General features: G+C 66.7%; 15 protein-coding genes. 9 read left to right on the forward strand and 6 right to left on the reverse strand.

Going from position 1 to position 14778, the window contains the following annotated elements:
* Positions 1 to 3: 3 nt before the first annotated feature.
* The 3 genes from gnd to dnaA form a co-directional block, all read right to left on the reverse strand.
* Positions 4 to 894, reverse strand: a complete 891-nt coding sequence (gene gnd, locus ABT304_RS19180; RefSeq protein ID WP_350717550.1) for a phosphogluconate dehydrogenase (NAD(+)-dependent, decarboxylating) — start codon at positions 892 to 894, stop codon at positions 4 to 6.
* Positions 895 to 953: 59 nt separating this feature from the next.
* Positions 954 to 2093: a DNA polymerase III subunit beta gene (gene dnaN / locus ABT304_RS19185; protein WP_008355535.1), complete on the reverse strand. Its 1140-nt coding sequence runs from the start codon at positions 2091 to 2093 to the stop codon at positions 954 to 956.
* A gap of 607 nt (positions 2094 to 2700) precedes the next feature.
* Positions 2701 to 4446 (reverse strand): chromosomal replication initiator protein DnaA, encoded by a 1746-nt coding sequence (gene dnaA / locus ABT304_RS19190; RefSeq protein WP_350717552.1) that lies wholly within the window; start codon positions 4444 to 4446, stop codon positions 2701 to 2703.
* Between the two features lie 545 nt (positions 4447 to 4991).
* Between dnaA and rpmH the strand changes: the two genes are divergently transcribed.
* The 5 genes from rpmH to ABT304_RS19215 are packed head-to-tail and all read left to right on the forward strand — an operon-like array spanning position 4992 to position 7355.
* Entirely contained in the window at positions 4992 to 5129 is a 138-nt protein-coding gene (rpmH, locus tag ABT304_RS19195) for a 50S ribosomal protein L34 (RefSeq protein WP_091044043.1), read from the forward strand.
* Positions 5130 to 5154: 25 nt separating this feature from the next.
* Complete coding sequence (gene rnpA, locus ABT304_RS19200) at positions 5155 to 5508, forward strand: ribonuclease P protein component (RefSeq protein WP_350717554.1); 354 nt, start codon at positions 5155 to 5157, stop codon at positions 5506 to 5508.
* The gene (gene yidD / locus ABT304_RS19205; RefSeq protein ID WP_350717555.1) at positions 5505 to 5843 is read left to right on the forward strand and encodes a membrane protein insertion efficiency factor YidD; all 339 of its coding nucleotides are present in this window, start codon (positions 5505 to 5507) and stop codon (positions 5841 to 5843) included. Before rnpA ends, yidD begins: the two co-directional genes overlap by 4 nt.
* A gap of 4 nt (positions 5844 to 5847) precedes the next feature.
* The gene (gene yidC, locus ABT304_RS19210) at positions 5848 to 6837 is read left to right on the forward strand and encodes a membrane protein insertase YidC (protein ID WP_160026111.1); all 990 of its coding nucleotides are present in this window, start codon (positions 5848 to 5850) and stop codon (positions 6835 to 6837) included.
* Positions 6838 to 6860: 23 nt separating this feature from the next.
* Positions 6861 to 7355, forward strand: coding sequence for a Jag family protein (locus tag ABT304_RS19215; RefSeq protein WP_201451176.1), 495 nt, complete (start codon positions 6861 to 6863; stop codon positions 7353 to 7355).
* 112 nt (positions 7356 to 7467) lie between these two features.
* On the opposite strand, the gene ABT304_RS19220 is transcribed toward ABT304_RS19215, so the two are convergent.
* Together ABT304_RS19220 and ABT304_RS19225 are read right to left on the reverse strand one after the other, a co-directional pair.
* A complete protein-coding gene (locus ABT304_RS19220; protein ID WP_350717557.1) occupies positions 7468 to 8223 on the reverse strand; it encodes a L,D-transpeptidase family protein in 756 nt (251 codons plus the stop codon).
* Between the two features lie 394 nt (positions 8224 to 8617).
* Complete coding sequence (locus tag ABT304_RS19225; protein WP_350717559.1) at positions 8618 to 8947, reverse strand: GIY-YIG nuclease family protein; 330 nt, start codon at positions 8945 to 8947, stop codon at positions 8618 to 8620.
* Positions 8948 to 9291: 344 nt separating this feature from the next.
* Here ABT304_RS19225 and rsmG point away from each other — a divergent pair, with 344 nt between their 5' ends.
* From rsmG to ABT304_RS19240, 3 genes are all read left to right on the forward strand, one after another.
* Positions 9292 to 10032, forward strand: coding sequence for a 16S rRNA (guanine(527)-N(7))-methyltransferase RsmG (gene rsmG, locus ABT304_RS19230; protein WP_350717561.1), 741 nt, complete (start codon positions 9292 to 9294; stop codon positions 10030 to 10032).
* A 112-nt stretch (positions 10033 to 10144) separates the two neighbouring features.
* Positions 10145 to 11137, forward strand: a complete 993-nt coding sequence (locus tag ABT304_RS19235; RefSeq protein WP_350717562.1) for a ParA family protein — start codon at positions 10145 to 10147, stop codon at positions 11135 to 11137.
* Between the two features lie 213 nt (positions 11138 to 11350).
* A complete protein-coding gene (locus ABT304_RS19240) occupies positions 11351 to 12391 on the forward strand; it encodes a ParB/RepB/Spo0J family partition protein (protein WP_350717564.1) in 1041 nt (346 codons plus the stop codon).
* A gap of 227 nt (positions 12392 to 12618) precedes the next feature.
* Here the strand turns inward: ABT304_RS19240 and ABT304_RS19245 are convergent, their stop codons facing one another.
* Complete coding sequence (locus tag ABT304_RS19245; protein WP_160026114.1) at positions 12619 to 13935, reverse strand: aminotransferase-like domain-containing protein; 1317 nt, start codon at positions 13933 to 13935, stop codon at positions 12619 to 12621.
* 67 nt (positions 13936 to 14002) lie between these two features.
* On the opposite strand from ABT304_RS19245, the gene ABT304_RS19250 reads away from it, so the two are divergent.
* Positions 14003 to 14659, forward strand: a complete 657-nt coding sequence (locus ABT304_RS19250; RefSeq protein ID WP_350717566.1) for a GNAT family N-acetyltransferase — start codon at positions 14003 to 14005, stop codon at positions 14657 to 14659.
* Positions 14660 to 14778 lie beyond the last annotated feature (119 nt).

The following is a 14778-nucleotide window of genomic DNA, read 5'->3' on the forward strand; positions in this document are numbered from 1 at the left end:
TGCTCAGGCCTCCGACTCCGAGATCACCGCATGCCCGCCGAACCCGTTGCGCATCGCGGCGATCGCCTTCATGGCGTGGTCGTCCTCCTGGCGAGAGACGAACCGCGCGAACAGCGATGCCGAGATCGCCGGCATCGGGACGGCGTTCTCGATCGCTGCCTCGACGGTCCAGCGACCCTCGCCGGAGTCCTCGGCGTAGCCCTTGATCTTGTCGAGGTGCTCGTCGGCGCGCAGCTGGTCGACGAGAAGATCGAGAAGCCAGGAACGTACGACGGTGCCCGTCCGCCACGAGGCGAAGATCTCGGGGACGTTGTCGACGATGTCGACCTTGTCGAGGAGCTCCCAGCCCTCGGCGTAGGCCTGCATCATCGCGTACTCGATGCCGTTGTGGACCATCTTGGAGAAGTGACCTGCGCCGGGAGTCACACCGCAGTGGACCAGGCCGTCCTCGGTGCCGGACGGCTTGAGCGCCTCGAAGGCGGGCATCACCTTGGCGGCGTCCTCGTCGGAGCCGCCGTACATCAGCGCATAGCCGTTCTGCAGGCCCCAGACGCCGCCGGAGACGCCGCAGTCGACGAAGCCGATACCCTTCTCGGCCAGGCTCGCGGCGTTCTTGGCGTCATCGGTGTACTTCGAGTTGCCGCCGTCGACCACCAGGTCGCCCTCGCCGAGGAGCTCCTTGAGCTCGGCGATCGTGGAACGCGTCGGGTCGCCCGCCGGCACCATCACCCAGACCACCTTGGGGCTGGGCAGCGCCTCGACCATCTCCGCCAGGCTCGCCACGTCGGCGAGATCGGGGTTGCGGTCGTAGCCGACGACGGTGTGACCAGCCTCCCGCAGCCGGGTGCGCATGTTGCCACCCATCTTGCCGAGACCCACGAGTCCGATATGCATGCGATTTTTCCAATCCACGGTGGTCGAGCTTGTCGAGACCACCCTACGAGCGACAGATGTCAGGAAAGCAGGCGGCGCGGCATCAACAGGTAGCGGAACCCCGGCTCCTCGCCACCCTCGGCCGGCTTGCCGCTGATCACCACGGGCTTCGGAGCCTGGGTGAAGGCGAGCTCGACGACCTGCTCGTCGATGGCCTGCAGCCCGTCGAGGAGGAACTGCGGGTTGAACCCGGTGGTCAGCCCCTCACCCTCCATGGTCGCCTCGATCGACTCGGACGCCTGGGCCTCGTCGCCGGAGCCGGCGTCGAGCGTGAGCACGCCGTCCTCGAAGACCATCTGGACCGCGGTGTTGCGCTCGGCGACCAGAGCCACGCGCTTGACCGACTCGACCAGGGAGGCCTTGTCGACCAGCGCGGTGGTGAGGTGCTCGGCCGGGAAGAGGCTGCGCACCTTCGGGAACTCGCCGTCGAGCAGGCGCGTCGTGGTGCGTCGTACGCCACCCGCAGCCGCGCCCTCGAAGCCGATGATGCCCTCGCCGGTGCCGGTCGTGGACAGCGCGAGGGTGACCTCGCTGCCGCTGGTCAGCGACTTGGCGGTGTCACCGAGGACCTTCGCCGGCACGAGGGCCGCCAGGCTCTCGTCGGGAGTCGCCGGGTTCCACTCGAGCTCGCGGTGGGAGAGCCGGAAGCGGTCGGTGGCGAGCAGCGAGATCGTGGAGCCCTCGATCTCGAGCCGCACACCGGTCAGCACCGGCAGCATGTCGTCGCGACCGGCGGCGGTCACGGCCTGGGCCACAGCGTGGGCGAACAGCTCCGACTTCACCGTGCCGGCCGCGGTCGGCATCTCCGGCAGCGTCGGGTAGTCCTCGACCGGCATGGTCTGGAGGCTGAACCGCGCGCTCCCGCAGGTGAGCGAGACGCGGGCCCCATCGGTGACCATCTCGACCGGCTTGGCCGGAAGGCTGCGGCAGATGTCGGCGAGCAGCTTGCCTGAGACCAGTGCCTTGCCCTCATCGGCGACCTCGGCCGAGAGCGTCGCCCGCGCGGAGGTCTCGTAGTCGAATGTCGAGAGCACCAGGCCCTCGTGACCCGCCTCGATCAGGAGACCTGAGAGCACCGGGGTGCTGGGGCGGACCGGAAGGCTGCGGGCAGCCCAGGCGACGGCATCCGCGAACACGTCGCGGTCGACGCGGAACTTCACGATGACCTGTCCTTCTTCTAACTCGACATCGGGGCGTTTGAGGGCATGCGGCCCGGGCTGTGCTTGAACCTGGGGGAAGACGCCACCGGTTCCGGAACGCCCCCGCGTTGACATGACCTGGAGTACGCATCCTGCCACGGACCGCCGACAACCGGTAAGCGCTCAGCAGTGTCGGGTCTGCACAGGCGTACCTGTGCACTCAGCTCGTCGAGCGGGTTGTCCCCAGGAAAGGGCGTTCGTGGAATTTCACGGAGGATCCATGGATCTAAATAGTTTCGTACGTCGTAAGAGCATCTGTGGGAAATGTGGATGAGTGGCGTCTTCCCTGGTCACGACCGGAAATGTGATTCCACAGGGGATGTGGACGCCATGCTGAAATGACGCACGTCACTGTGGGCTGTGGAGAGTTGTCGGCCCGTTCCAGTGTTTTGTGCACAGGCCATCCCCTTTTCCATCCCATTTGAACGGCCGGTTCTCCACAGGTTCCACCCAGCCTGTGGGCTGTGGACAACCTGGGAAATCTCGTCCTGTGGGTTTTGGAAATCCCAAAACGCGAAACGGCCGCCGGCCCGGGAGGGGCGGCGGCCGCGTACGACTGCTGGTTCGGTCAGGCCTGGCGTGCCTGCATCTTGACCCGGTTGGTGAGCTCGGAGACCTGGTTGAAGACGGCCCGGCGCTCGGCGAGCAGCTGGTTGATCTTGCGCTCGGCGTACATGACGGTGGTGTGGTCGCGGCCGCCGAAGTGCTTGCCGATCTTGGGCAGGGAGTCCTCGGTGAGCTCACGACACAGATACATGGCGATCTGACGGGCCATCACCAGGTGACGCCCGCGGGAGGGCCCGGTGAGCTCGTCGATCGACAGCCCGAAGTAGGCCGCGGTCTGGGCGATGATCAGGCCGGCGGTGATCTCGGGCTCGCCGCCCTCGGGGATCAGGTCCTTGAGCACGATCTCGGCCAGGGTCAGGTCGACGTCCTGCCGGTTGAGGTTGGCGAACGCCGTCACCCGGATCAGCGCACCCTCGAGCTCACGGATGTTGGTCTGGATCTTGCTCGCGATGAACTCGAGCACGTCCGGCGGCGCGGTGAGCCGCTCCATGGCGGCCTTCTTCCGAAGGATCGCGATCCGGGTCTCGATGTCAGGCGGCTGGACGTCGGTGATCAGGCCCCACTCGAACCGGTTGCGCAGCCGGTCCTCCAGCGCTTCGAGCCGCTTGGGCGGCCGGTCGGAGGTGAGCACGATCTGCTTGTTGGCGTTGTGGAGCGTGTTGAAGGTGTGGAAGAACTCCTCCTGCGTCTGGGTCTTCCCCTCCAAGAACTGGATGTCGTCGATCAGCAGGACGTCGACATCGCGGTAGCGCCGTTTGAACCGGTCCTGCCGGTCGTCGCGGATCGCGTTGATGAACTCGTTGGTGAACTCCTCCGAGCTGACGTAGCGCACCTTCGCCCCGGAGTAGAGGCTCCGCACGTAGTGGCCGATCGCGTGCAGCAGGTGGGTCTTGCCCAGACCCGACTCCCCGTAGACGAGCAGCGGGTTGTAGGCCTTGCCCGGGGCCTCGCTGACCGCGACCGCGGCCGCGTGCGGGAATCGGTTGGAGGACCCGATGACGAACGTCTCGAAGGTGTACTTCGGGTTCAGCCGGGTCTCGAGGACGTTGTGGCTCGGCTCGCTCGGCCGCGTGGGCGGACCCGGGACGAGCGGCCGCGGCGGGACCGGCTCCTCGATGGGAGCCACCGGAGGTGCCGGGGGATTTGTCGACATGTCGCCATATCCAGGACGTACGTCTTCATGCGCGGCGGGCGGAGCCTGCTGCTGCGCGGCAGGCGGAACGACGGGAGCCTGCGGCGCCGAGTACGCGGCGGGCGCGCCCTGCTCGTCGTGCGGCGCGCTCGCCGGCGGGACGCCGGGGATCAGGCCGGGCGAGCTGGGCGGGTAGACCGACTGGTGCGGGAAGGCCGACTGGTGCGGGGCCGCGCTGTTCGAGAACGGCGACTGCTGCTGCAGGGCAGCGGCGGCGGCCGCGTCCGCGGCGGCGATCTCCCGCTCGGAGATCATGATCGCCTGTGTGTCGGGATCCGGCGTGACGTCGAGATCGGGGTTCACGGTGACCGCGATACGGATCTCGCGACGGAAGATCTCGCCCAGGGACCTCTCGAGGGAGCCGCGCAGGCGGCCCTCGATCTGGTTGCGGGTGAAGTCGTTGGGGACCTCGACGATCGCGGTCGACCCGTGCAGAGTGAGAGGCTCACTGTCCCGGAGCCAGGCCCGCTGGTTCGGCGGAAGCTCGGCGACCACCTTCGTCCATGCGGACTGGAGATCTGGCTGTGGTTCTGGCGCGAGGCCGGAGTGCTCCACAGGTTCCTGCCTTCCCTGATGGCTCGGGTGGGTGGTCTTGTATTGATGCAGCCTGGATTCGTGCAGCGGTCCGGTCTACATCCTCCACAGACTTTTCCACAAGCTGTGGAGCATCCCCGAATGTAGGCATCGGAGACCAACCGAGACACGTCGCCGTCCTCGAGAATCCGACCGTTTCGGCAGGTCAGGCGGGAAAACTAGTTCCCTGCGTGGCATCCCCCCGAATGCGGCCGACGCTCCTGACGATGTGCAGGGAAACCTCGGTAGAGGACGAAACTACCGGCTGGCGAGGGTCATGGGCAACCCGTCCTCCACAGGTGGAGGCCTAATCACAGGAATGTGATAGGGCGCGAGTTTGACCGTGGTTTCGCCGTCCACGTACCGTTACTAGGTCGCCCGGATCTACGGGTGCCGCATGTCCACGCCTCGGTCGCCGAGGCGCGGACGGGCGGTGCTTGTTGAATCGGCCCGCCTGGAACCACCGAGGGCGACCCCATAGTGCCGGACGAGCGACCGGCCCACACCACACCACTAAGGAAGCACCCGTGAGCAAGCGTACTTACCAGCCGAACAACCGCCGCCGTCACAAGACGCACGGTTTCCGCCTGCGCATGCGCACCCGTGCCGGCCGCGCGATCCTCGCTGCGCGCCGCGGCAAGGGTCGCAAGAGCCTGACCGTCTGAGGCCGCGGCCTCAGCCACCACGCGCGTGTTGCCACGTCGCCACCGACTGGTCGATTCGTCGGGCTTCAAAGAAGCAGTACGACGAGGCAAGCGCGCGGGCTCGAAGAGCCTGGTGGTCCACCTGCTCGTCCCCGGCACCGGCCCAGCTGCCGACCGGGAGAGCGAGCCGCAGGTGGGCTTCGTGGTGAGCAAGGCCGTCGGTCCGGCCGTCGTCCGGAATCGCGTGAAGCGCAGACTGCGTCACCAGGCCCGGGAGTCCCTGAGCGGACTCCCGGGCTCTGCTGTGCTTGTGGTCCGTGCACTTCCTGCTGCCGCCGACGCCGACTACGACGCCCTGGGCGCCGATCTGCGGCGCTGCCTGGAGCGGGTGCTCCGATGAGTACCGCGGCCCGCGTCGTACGTGGTGGTCTGGCCAAGCTCGACCACCTGGTCGCGGCCGTCCTGATCGGGCTGCTTCACGTGTGGCGGACTCTGATCAGTCCGCTCTACGGCGATGTGTGTCGCTACTACCCGTCGTGCTCGGCGTACGGGCTCGAGGCCGTCAAGACGCACGGCCCCTGGCGCGGGAGCTGGCTGACGGCGCGCCGTCTGGCCCGTTGCGTCCCCTGGGCCAAGACCCGGGGCTTCGATCCCGTACCGACCCCGAAGAAGTATCGAAGAGACCCTGAAGACCTGGTCCGTGTAAGTGCGGACTCCCCAAACCGAGGAGCCTGATTCCGTGGGAGCCATAGGCGATCTGTTCGGATGGATCGCAACACCGCTGTATTACGCCATCTCGGGCATCCTGCTCGTCTGGCAGAAGGCGTTCTCGTACGTCATCCCGTCTGAAGGTTGGCAGTGGGCCCTGGCCATCGTCGGCCTGACCGTGACCATCCGCGCGCTGCTGATCCCGCTGTTCGTGAAGCAGATCAACTCCAGCCGCAACATGCAGCTGCTGCAGCCGAAGGTCAAGGAGCTGCAGAAGAAGTACGGTCACGACCGCGAGAAGCTCGCCAACGAGACGATGAAGCTCTACAAGGACTCGGGCACCAACCCGTTCGCGTCCTGCCTGCCGCTGCTGCTGCAGATGCCGATCTTCTTCGTGCTGTTCCGCATGCTCGAGCACGCCTCGGACGGTGTCGGCAAGGGCTTCCTGAGCGACGAGGCCGCGCACGAGTTCGCGACGTCGACCTGGCTGGGCTCGCTGCTCTCGGACCAGTTCACGACGGCCGACCACATGAGCACGTACTTCCTCACCGGCTTCTTGGTCGTCGCCATGATCGCGACCACCTTCCTGACCCAGCGTCAGCTGATGTCGAAGAACATGCCGGCCGACGCCATGACCGGTCAGTACGCCCAGCAGCAGAAGCTGCTCCTCTACGTGCTGCCCGTCGTGTTCGCCGTCGGTGGTATCGCCTTCCCGGTCGGAACGATCCTCTACTGGACCTCCTCCAACCTGTGGACGATGGGCCAGCAGTTCTACGTGATCCGCAACAACCCCGCACCGGGGACGCCGGCGTTCGACGCCAAGCAGGAGCGCGAGCGGGAGAAGCGCCGTAAGAAGGGTCTGCCCGACGCGGAGATCGACATCGCCGAGGCCAACGAGGCCGCGGCCGAGAAGCGTCCCGCGCAGCGCACCCAGCCCAAGAGCCAGACCAGGAGCCAGCGGAAGAAGGCCGGCACGACCGCCGGTCGCTCCACGACCCAGAAGGACGGGGGAACCAAGTGACGACTCAGGATGTGAGCGAGACCGTGACCGAGCCTGTGGAGGAGGTCAGCGACGAGACGCGCCTCAAGCAGCTCGAGCAGGAAGGTGACATCGCGGCGGACTACCTCGAGGAGCTCCTCGACATCGCCGACCTCGATGGCGACCTCGACATGGACGTCGAGGGCGACCGTGCCGCCGTCTCGATCGTCGGTGGCGACCTGCAGCAGCTGGTCGGCCGTCACGGCGAGGTCCTGGACGCGCTCCAGGAGCTGACCCGGCTCGCGGTCTACCGCGAGACCGGCGAGCGGTCCCGCCTGATGCTCGACGTCGGCGGCTACCGTGCCGACCGTCGCTCGACGCTCATGGCGCTCGCCGAGGAGACCGTCGCGAAGGTCAAGGAGTCCGGTGCCCCGGTCTCGCTCAAGCCGATGTCGCCCTTCGAGCGGAAGGTCGTCCACGACGCCGTCGCCGCTGCTGGACTGACCTCCGAGTCCTCCGGTGTGGAGCCGCGACGTTACGTGGTCGTCCTGCCTGAGTGACGCTGACACAAAGAGATCGCCCCTCGTGCCGTGTGCACGAGGGGCGATTCTCATTTCTGGGTGTTTCACGTGGAACGTGCGGTGATCTCGACAGGCTCGATCACCGGTGGGGTTAGGACCAGTAGACGACGACCCGGTCACCGATGCGGATCTGGTCGAAGACCCACGCGATGGACGACTTGTTGCGTACGTTCACGCAGCCGTGGGAGCAGCCGTTGTAACCGCGGGCAGCGAAGTCGGACGAGTAGTGCACCGCCTGGCCGCCGTTGAAGAACATCGCGTACGGCATCGGCGTGTGGTAGATCGAGGAGACGTGGTTGCGGCTCTTCCGGTAGACCTTGAACGCGCCCTCGCGGGTCTTGGTGTCGGCGCAACCGAAGCGGGCGTCCATCGCCCGGACGATCTTGCCGGCGCGTACGTAGCGCATCCGGCGGTCGGTCTTGTCGACGCAGAGCACGCGGCCGGTGAGGCAGCGACGGTCGAGGTTGTAGAGCGCCGCGTCGGTCGGCGTGCTCGTCAGCGAGCGGAGCCGGTCGAGGGTGCGCTGGTTGACCTTGCCGGTGATGGCCAGCCGCTGGTTGCGCTGGAAGACCTTCACGGCGCCGGTCGTCTTCGAGCCGTAGTTGCCGGTGACTCGGCCGCTGTAGATCCTCCGCTCCTTGAGGCGCGCCTGGATCTTGCGCACCCCGAGGCCGGTCGAGCCCTGCTGGTAGAGGACGGTGTACGCCGTGTGCAGTCCGATCTGCCCGACGGAGGCCGACGGTGCAGTGGCCTGGGCGCTGCTCGGCGCCGCGATCGAGCCCAGGGAGAATCCCAAGGCGAGGATGGTGGTGAGGAAGATCGCCACCGGGGTTCTACGGACGTTCACATCAGCTCCGTGGGTCATGGATGGTGGCCCGGTCGCACGGGCCGCTGGAGTCGCACCCCGAGTGCGACGTTCTACGAGAAAGACGTTCGAGCAGCGTGCGCGGTTGCATCAGATTCGCGAGGCTGCTCGCGGACTTTAGCGCACCCGACGCCCCGACGACGCCTTTGGGATCCCGTCTGCCGATTCGTTGGGTAGACGTTCGTCCAGGCGTCTTCGGGGAGTGGGTTTCACGTGAAACGCGGGTGGTCGTCGAGCCGCTGGAATCACCGCGTGTGCGTGCAGGTAGTGGTCTCGACAAGCTCGACCACCGCCCGGTCATCGAGCTTGTCGAGATGACGTCGCGTACGCCCTGTAGGTCATCGAGCTTGTCGATGACGTCACGTACGTCATGCCGTCATCGAGCTTGTCGAGATGACCCCTGCCGTGGAGTGGGCAAGGGGTGCGGGGTCGTCGATGTGTTGGCCAAGCGTGGGAGCTCGCCGAGGTCTCCTCGGATGAGCGCGAGCCGCTTCGCCCGGCCCCAGTTCTGGATCTGCTTCTCCCGTATGAACGCATGCTCGACGTTGTCGTACTGCTCGTACCAGACGAGCTCCACCGGGAGGCGATGTCGGGTGTACTCGGACCCGAGGCCGACTCGGTGCTCGGTCATCCGGCGTTCGAGGTCTGTCGTGCTGCCGACGTAGAGGGTCCGGTCTGCGCAGAGAAGCATGTATGTGTAAGCCATGTCCTCATCATGAGCGGCACCACCGACAGTCTGGAGGTCGAGCTTGTAGAGACCTCTCTGTTCAGTGGGGTGGTGGTCTCGACAGGCTCGACCACCGGGTCATCGAGCTTGTAGAGACCTCTCTGTTCAGTGGGGTGGTGGTCTCGACAGGCTCGACCACCGGGTCATCGAGCTTGTCGAGATGACGTGGATGTGTGTGGGGTGGTCTCGACAGGCTCGACCGCCGCTCGACCGCCGCTCGACCGCCGCTCGACCGCCGCTCGACCATCGGTCATCGAGCTTGTCGAGATGACGCTCGACTCCGGGAGTTCTTGGTTGTGCGTTTCACGTGAAACAGTTTGTGTGTGAGCGAGGAATGTGGGGACTTGGGTGGTCTGGGCGAGGTGGATCCTCGGGCGGAGAAGGTCTTTCCTGCCGATCGACTGGAGCTCGCGGAGAGGTACGCCGCCTGGCTGGCCGACGCGGGGGTGGTGCGCGGTCTGATCGGGCCGCGGGAGGTTCCGCGGCTGTGGGACAGGCACATCCTCAACTGCGCCGTGCTGGGGGAGGTGATCCCTGAGGGAGTCGCGGTGGCGGATATCGGGTCTGGTGCTGGACTCCCCGGCTTGGTCCTCGCGATCGCCCGCCCGGATCTGCACATCACGCTGATCGAGCCGCTGCTGCGGCGTACGACCTTTCTCGAGGAGGTTGCCGAGGATCTCGGCCTCGAGAACGTGACGGTGCTGCGGGGGAGGGCGGATGCCTTCCACGGCGAGCTCGGGTTCGACGTGGTGACCTCGCGAGCCGTGGCCGGCTTGGGCAAGCTGCTCGACTGGTCGATGCCGTTGGTCGTCCCGACGGGCGCGCTGGTCGCGATGAAGGGGTCGAGCATCGAGGCGGAGATCGACGAGGCCGACGCGGTGCTGAAGAAGTGGGGATGCGCGCCCCCGACGACCTCCGAGCTCGGTGTAGGCGTTTTGGAGACGACAACTGTCGCGGTTCGGGTGGTTTGGTCGGATCCCGCACGGGTAGATTGGCCGCCGGTCCCGAAGGGCGGCCAGAAGGGGCCCAAGGGCGGGTCTCGAAAGAAGAAGCGCCGCCGCTGAAGGTGGTCGAGCTTGTCGAGACCACGAGATTTCGGGCGTGAGACGTCATCTCGACAAGCTCGATACACCGCATCTCGACAGGCTCGATGACCGAACGATGAGGATGAGGAACATGCCGTACGACGACGAGAGCGCACAGAACGCCGTTTCACGTGAAACCGACGAACCGGTGTCGATCAGGCTCCGTACGGCCGGGGACATCGCGTCCTTCGAGAACGACTTCGACACGGAGGCGACGCCGCTGGCGGCCGCTGCCGAGCACACGCTTCTGGCGCGTGGTGCTGCGAGTAACCGGCCGCCGCTGCCACGCCCGGCGAGCACGCGCGTGATCGTCTCCGCCAACCAGAAGGGCGGCGTCGGCAAGACCACCTCGACGGTGAACATCGCCGCGGCCCTGGCGCAGCTCGGTCAGAAAGTTCTGGTCATCGACCTCGACCCGCAGGGCAACGCCTGCACCGCGTTCGACGTCGACCACTTCCAGGGCACCCCAGGGACGTACGAGGTCCTCGTCGAGGGAGCCAGCCTCGAGAACGTCGTCGTGCCTGTTCCTAAGCTCGAGGGCCTCGAGCTGGTGCCGGCGACCATCGACTTGGCCGGCGCCGAGGTCGAGCTCGTCGAGGAGGACGGACGCGAGCAGCGCCTGAAGGAGGCGCTGGCCAGGTCTCCCCGTGTGGGCGATGCGGAGGACCGGTGGGACTACGTCCTCATCGACTGCCCGCCGTCGCTAGGCCTGCTCACGGTCAATGCGCTCGTCGCCAGCACCGAGGTGATGATTCCGATCCAGGCGGAGTACTACGCGCTGGAGGGTCTCGGCCAGCTCCTCAAGACCGTCGAGATGGTGCGCGCCGCGCTGAACCCGTCGCTCAGGGTCTCCTCGATGCTGATCACGATGTACGACGCCCGCACCCGCCTCGCGTCTCAGGTCGCCGAGGAGGTGCGCGAGCACTTCGGCGACACGGTCATGCGCACGTTCATCCCCCGCGCCGTGCGCGTGTCCGAGGCGCCGTCGTTCGGGCAGACGGTGATGACGTACGACCCCGGCTCGCCGGGTGCGCTGAGCTATCTCGAGGCCGCCAAGGAGCTCGCCAAACAGAGCGAGCACTGAGGTGATCGTGCTTGTCGAGATCACAGCAGAGCATGACCCGGTGGTCGAGCCTGTCGAGACCACCATCAGTACGGAACTGACATGAAGAATCCCGGTGGTCGAGCTTGTCGAGACGTCAACACGCAAGCACGGAACCGACATGAAGAATCCTGGTGGTCGAGCCTGTCGAGACCACCATCAGCAGCATGGAACTGACATGGGGGACATCCAGATATGAGTAAGCAGCCGCCGAAGCGTGGTCTCGGACGAGGTCTGGGCTCGCTGATCCCGACCGCTCCACCGGCCGGTGGAAATGAGTCGGCGGACAGCGCTGCTGTCCAGCCGGACGTCCGTCATTCGGACCTTTCCGCTGGAGCGACTTCTGGCCCATCCGTGGACCCCAGGTCCGCCGACTCGGCAGAAGGCCGCCAGATCGAGAATTCGGATCTGGCCCCCGTCGACGGCGCATATTTCGCCGAGCTGCCGGTCAAACAGATCCACCCCAACCACGTGCAGCCTCGTCAGGTCTTCGACGAGGAAGCGATGGCCGAACTGGTCCATTCGATCAATGAAATCGGCCTTCTGCAGCCGATCGTCGTCCGGAAAGTGGCGGCAGACTCCTACGAGCTGGTCATGGGTGAGCGCCGGTGGCGCGCGACTCAGCAGGCAGGCCTCGATGTCATCCCGGCGATCGTCCGCGAGACCGACGACACCGACATGCTCCGGGACGCGCTCCTGGAGAACCTCCACCGCTCCCAGCTGAATCCCCTCGAAGAGGCGGCTGCCTACCAGCAGCTGCTCAACGACTTCGAGTGCACACACGACGAGCTCGCTCAGCGGATCGGTCGGTCGCGACCGCAGATCTCCAACACGATCCGGCTCCTGAAGCTGTCCCCGTCGGTCCAGCGGCGTGTCGCCGCCGGCGTGCTCTCGGCCGGTCACGCCCGGGCGCTACTCGCCGTCGACGGCGAGGCGCAGCAGGACAAGCTGGCTCAGAAGGTGGTCGCCGAGGGCATCTCCGTACGTGGCCTCGAGGAGATCGTCGCCCTGGGCGATCCTGACGGCGACGCCTTTGCCACGCCGCGTGTGCGGCGAGCCAAGCCGACTGCTCCTGGGCTCAAGGAGATCTCCGACAAGCTCTCGGACCGCTTCGACACCCGGGTCAAGGTCGATCTGGGCCGCTCCAAGGGAAAGATCACCGTCGAGTTCGCCACGCTGGAAGACCTGCGCCGCATCGTCGAGCTCATGTCACCCGCACCCGACAAAGCCATTTAGACATCAAGCGCTAAAGCGCTTTGTCGACAAATAGATTTCTACCCTGGGCCTCGAGCGTCCCCCGGGCCATCGAGCGCCGCCCGGTCATCGAGCCTGTCGAGATGACCCTTGTGCCGGGATCGGTGGTCTCGACAAGCTCGACCACCGGGGTTGCCGGTCATCGAGCTTGTCGAGATGACGCTTCGCCAGGGCGGTGGTCTCGACAGGCTCGACCACCGGAGGCTGAGCTACTGCGTGTTCGTCGAGGGGTGCTCGGCGCCGCGGATGGGGAGACCCGGGATCGGGCCGGTGGCACCGAACGTCTCCAGGAGCTCCATCTCGGCCTCGATGACGCCGGCCAGGCGACGTACGCCTTCTCGGATCCGCTCCGGGGTGGGATAGCAGTAGGAGATCCGCATCGAGGAGGCGCCGAAGCCGTCGGCGAAGAAGCCGGTGCCGGGGACGAACGCGACTCGCGAGGTGACCGCGCGAGGCAGCATGGCCTTGCTGTCGATGCCGGAGGGGAGAGTCAGCCAGACGAAGAAGCCGCCGTCGGGCTTGGTCCAGGTGCAGGCCGCGGGCATGTAGGCCTCGAGCGCGTCGAGCATCGCGTCGCGGCGCTCGCGGTACATCTCCCGCATCTGCTTGATCTGGCCCTGCCAGTCGTGGTTGGAGAGGTAGGCGGAGACGGCCATCTGGTTGAACGGCGGCGGACAGAGCGTCGCGGACTCCTGCGCGAGGACGAGCTTCTCGCGGATCGCGGAGGGGGCCAGCGCCCAGCCGACCCGCAGGCCGGGGGAGAACGTCTTGGAGAAGGAGCCGAGGTAGATGACGCCCGGGTCCTGGGCGCGCATCGCCGGGCGGGGCTCGTCGTCGAAGCCGAGGAGGCCGTACGGGTTGTCCTCGAGGACGAGGATGTCGTGGCGCCGACAGATCTCGAGGATCTCGGTGCGGCGCTCAGGCGTCATGGTGACGCCGGTCGGGTTCTGGAAGTTCGGGATCGTATAGAGGAACTTCACCTTGCGGCCCGCGGACTTGGTGGAGACGATCGCCTGCTCGAGCGCGCTCGGGATCAGGCCGTCGGCGTCGACCTCGGCGTGCACGATGTCGCACTGGTAGCCCTTGAAGACACCCAGAGCACCGACGTACGAAGGAGCCTCACAGATCACCACGTCGCCGGGGTCGCAGAAGACGCGGGTGACCAGGTCGACGGCCTGCTGGGAGCCGACGGTGACGACGACGTCGTCGGGGTGGGCCTCGATGCCCTCCAGGCGCATGACCTCACAGATCTGCTCGCGCAGGACAGGATCGCCCTGGCCGCCGCCGTACTGCAGGGCGGTCGGCCCCTGGGTCAGGATCAGGTCCTTGATCGAGTCACCGACCACGTCCAGCGGGAGGCTGGAGATGTTGGGCATGCCGCCTGCCAGCGAGACGACCTCCGGGCGCGCAGCGACTGCGAAGAGTGCTCGGACCTCGGAGACCGTCATGCCCGCGGTGCGTGCGGCATAACGGTCGGCGTACGGATCGAGGCGGGATGATGTTGCGCGCTGGGGAAGATCAGTCATGGTGTCACCATCATGAAGGATCGCATACGCTGGTAACAGACCCTTAACCGAGTATCAAGGGTGAGACATGGCACGCCGCATTCTTCCGCTGACGTTGGATCTCTTCGCCGAGGTCCCGGCGCCGTGCCGCGCCTGCCTGTTCTGGGAGCGTGATCCCGTCGGCCATCGCCGCGTCGATTCCGCCGAGACGGTCGGGGTCAAGGAGGCATGGATCTCCGAGGTGCTCCGCGAGTGGGGATCGTGCGGGCGCGTGGCCGTGGTGGACGGTACGCCGGCGGGGTTCGTGCTCTACGCGCCGCCGGTCTTCGTCCCGCGGGTCGCCTCGTTCCCCTCCGGACCGGTCTCCGCCGACGCCGTCCTGATGACCACGGTGTGGATCGACCCGCGCCGAGCCGGCGGCGGGATCGGCCGGATGCTGGTCCAGGGAATGGCCCGTGACCTGGTACAACGCGGCGAGTTCCGGGCGATCGAGGCCTTCGGCGACGTGGGGCCGATGAGCGGCATCCACGGTCGCCGCTGCGCTGCCCCGGCCGACTTCCTCGGCCGGGTCGGGTTCAAGACCCACCGGGACCACCCCACCGTCCCGCGGATGCGGATGGACCTGAAGCAGACGGTCACCTGGATCGACGACTTCGAGTCCGCCTGGGAGCGGCTGCGGGAGGTCGTACGCCCCCGCAGCCACCCGTCGCCTGCCTCCACCGAGCTGCACCGCGACGGCGAGTGAATGTTTCCCGTGAAACGGTGGTCACCCGGTGGTCGAGCCTGTCGAGACCACGACCCGCCCCGGTGGTCGAGCCTGTCGAGACCACGACCCGCCCCGGTGGTCGAGCCTGTCGAGACCAC

Source organism: Nocardioides sp. NPDC000445 (genome assembly GCF_040300245.1).
Lineage (GTDB): Bacteria > Actinomycetota > Actinomycetes > Propionibacteriales > Nocardioidaceae > Nocardioides.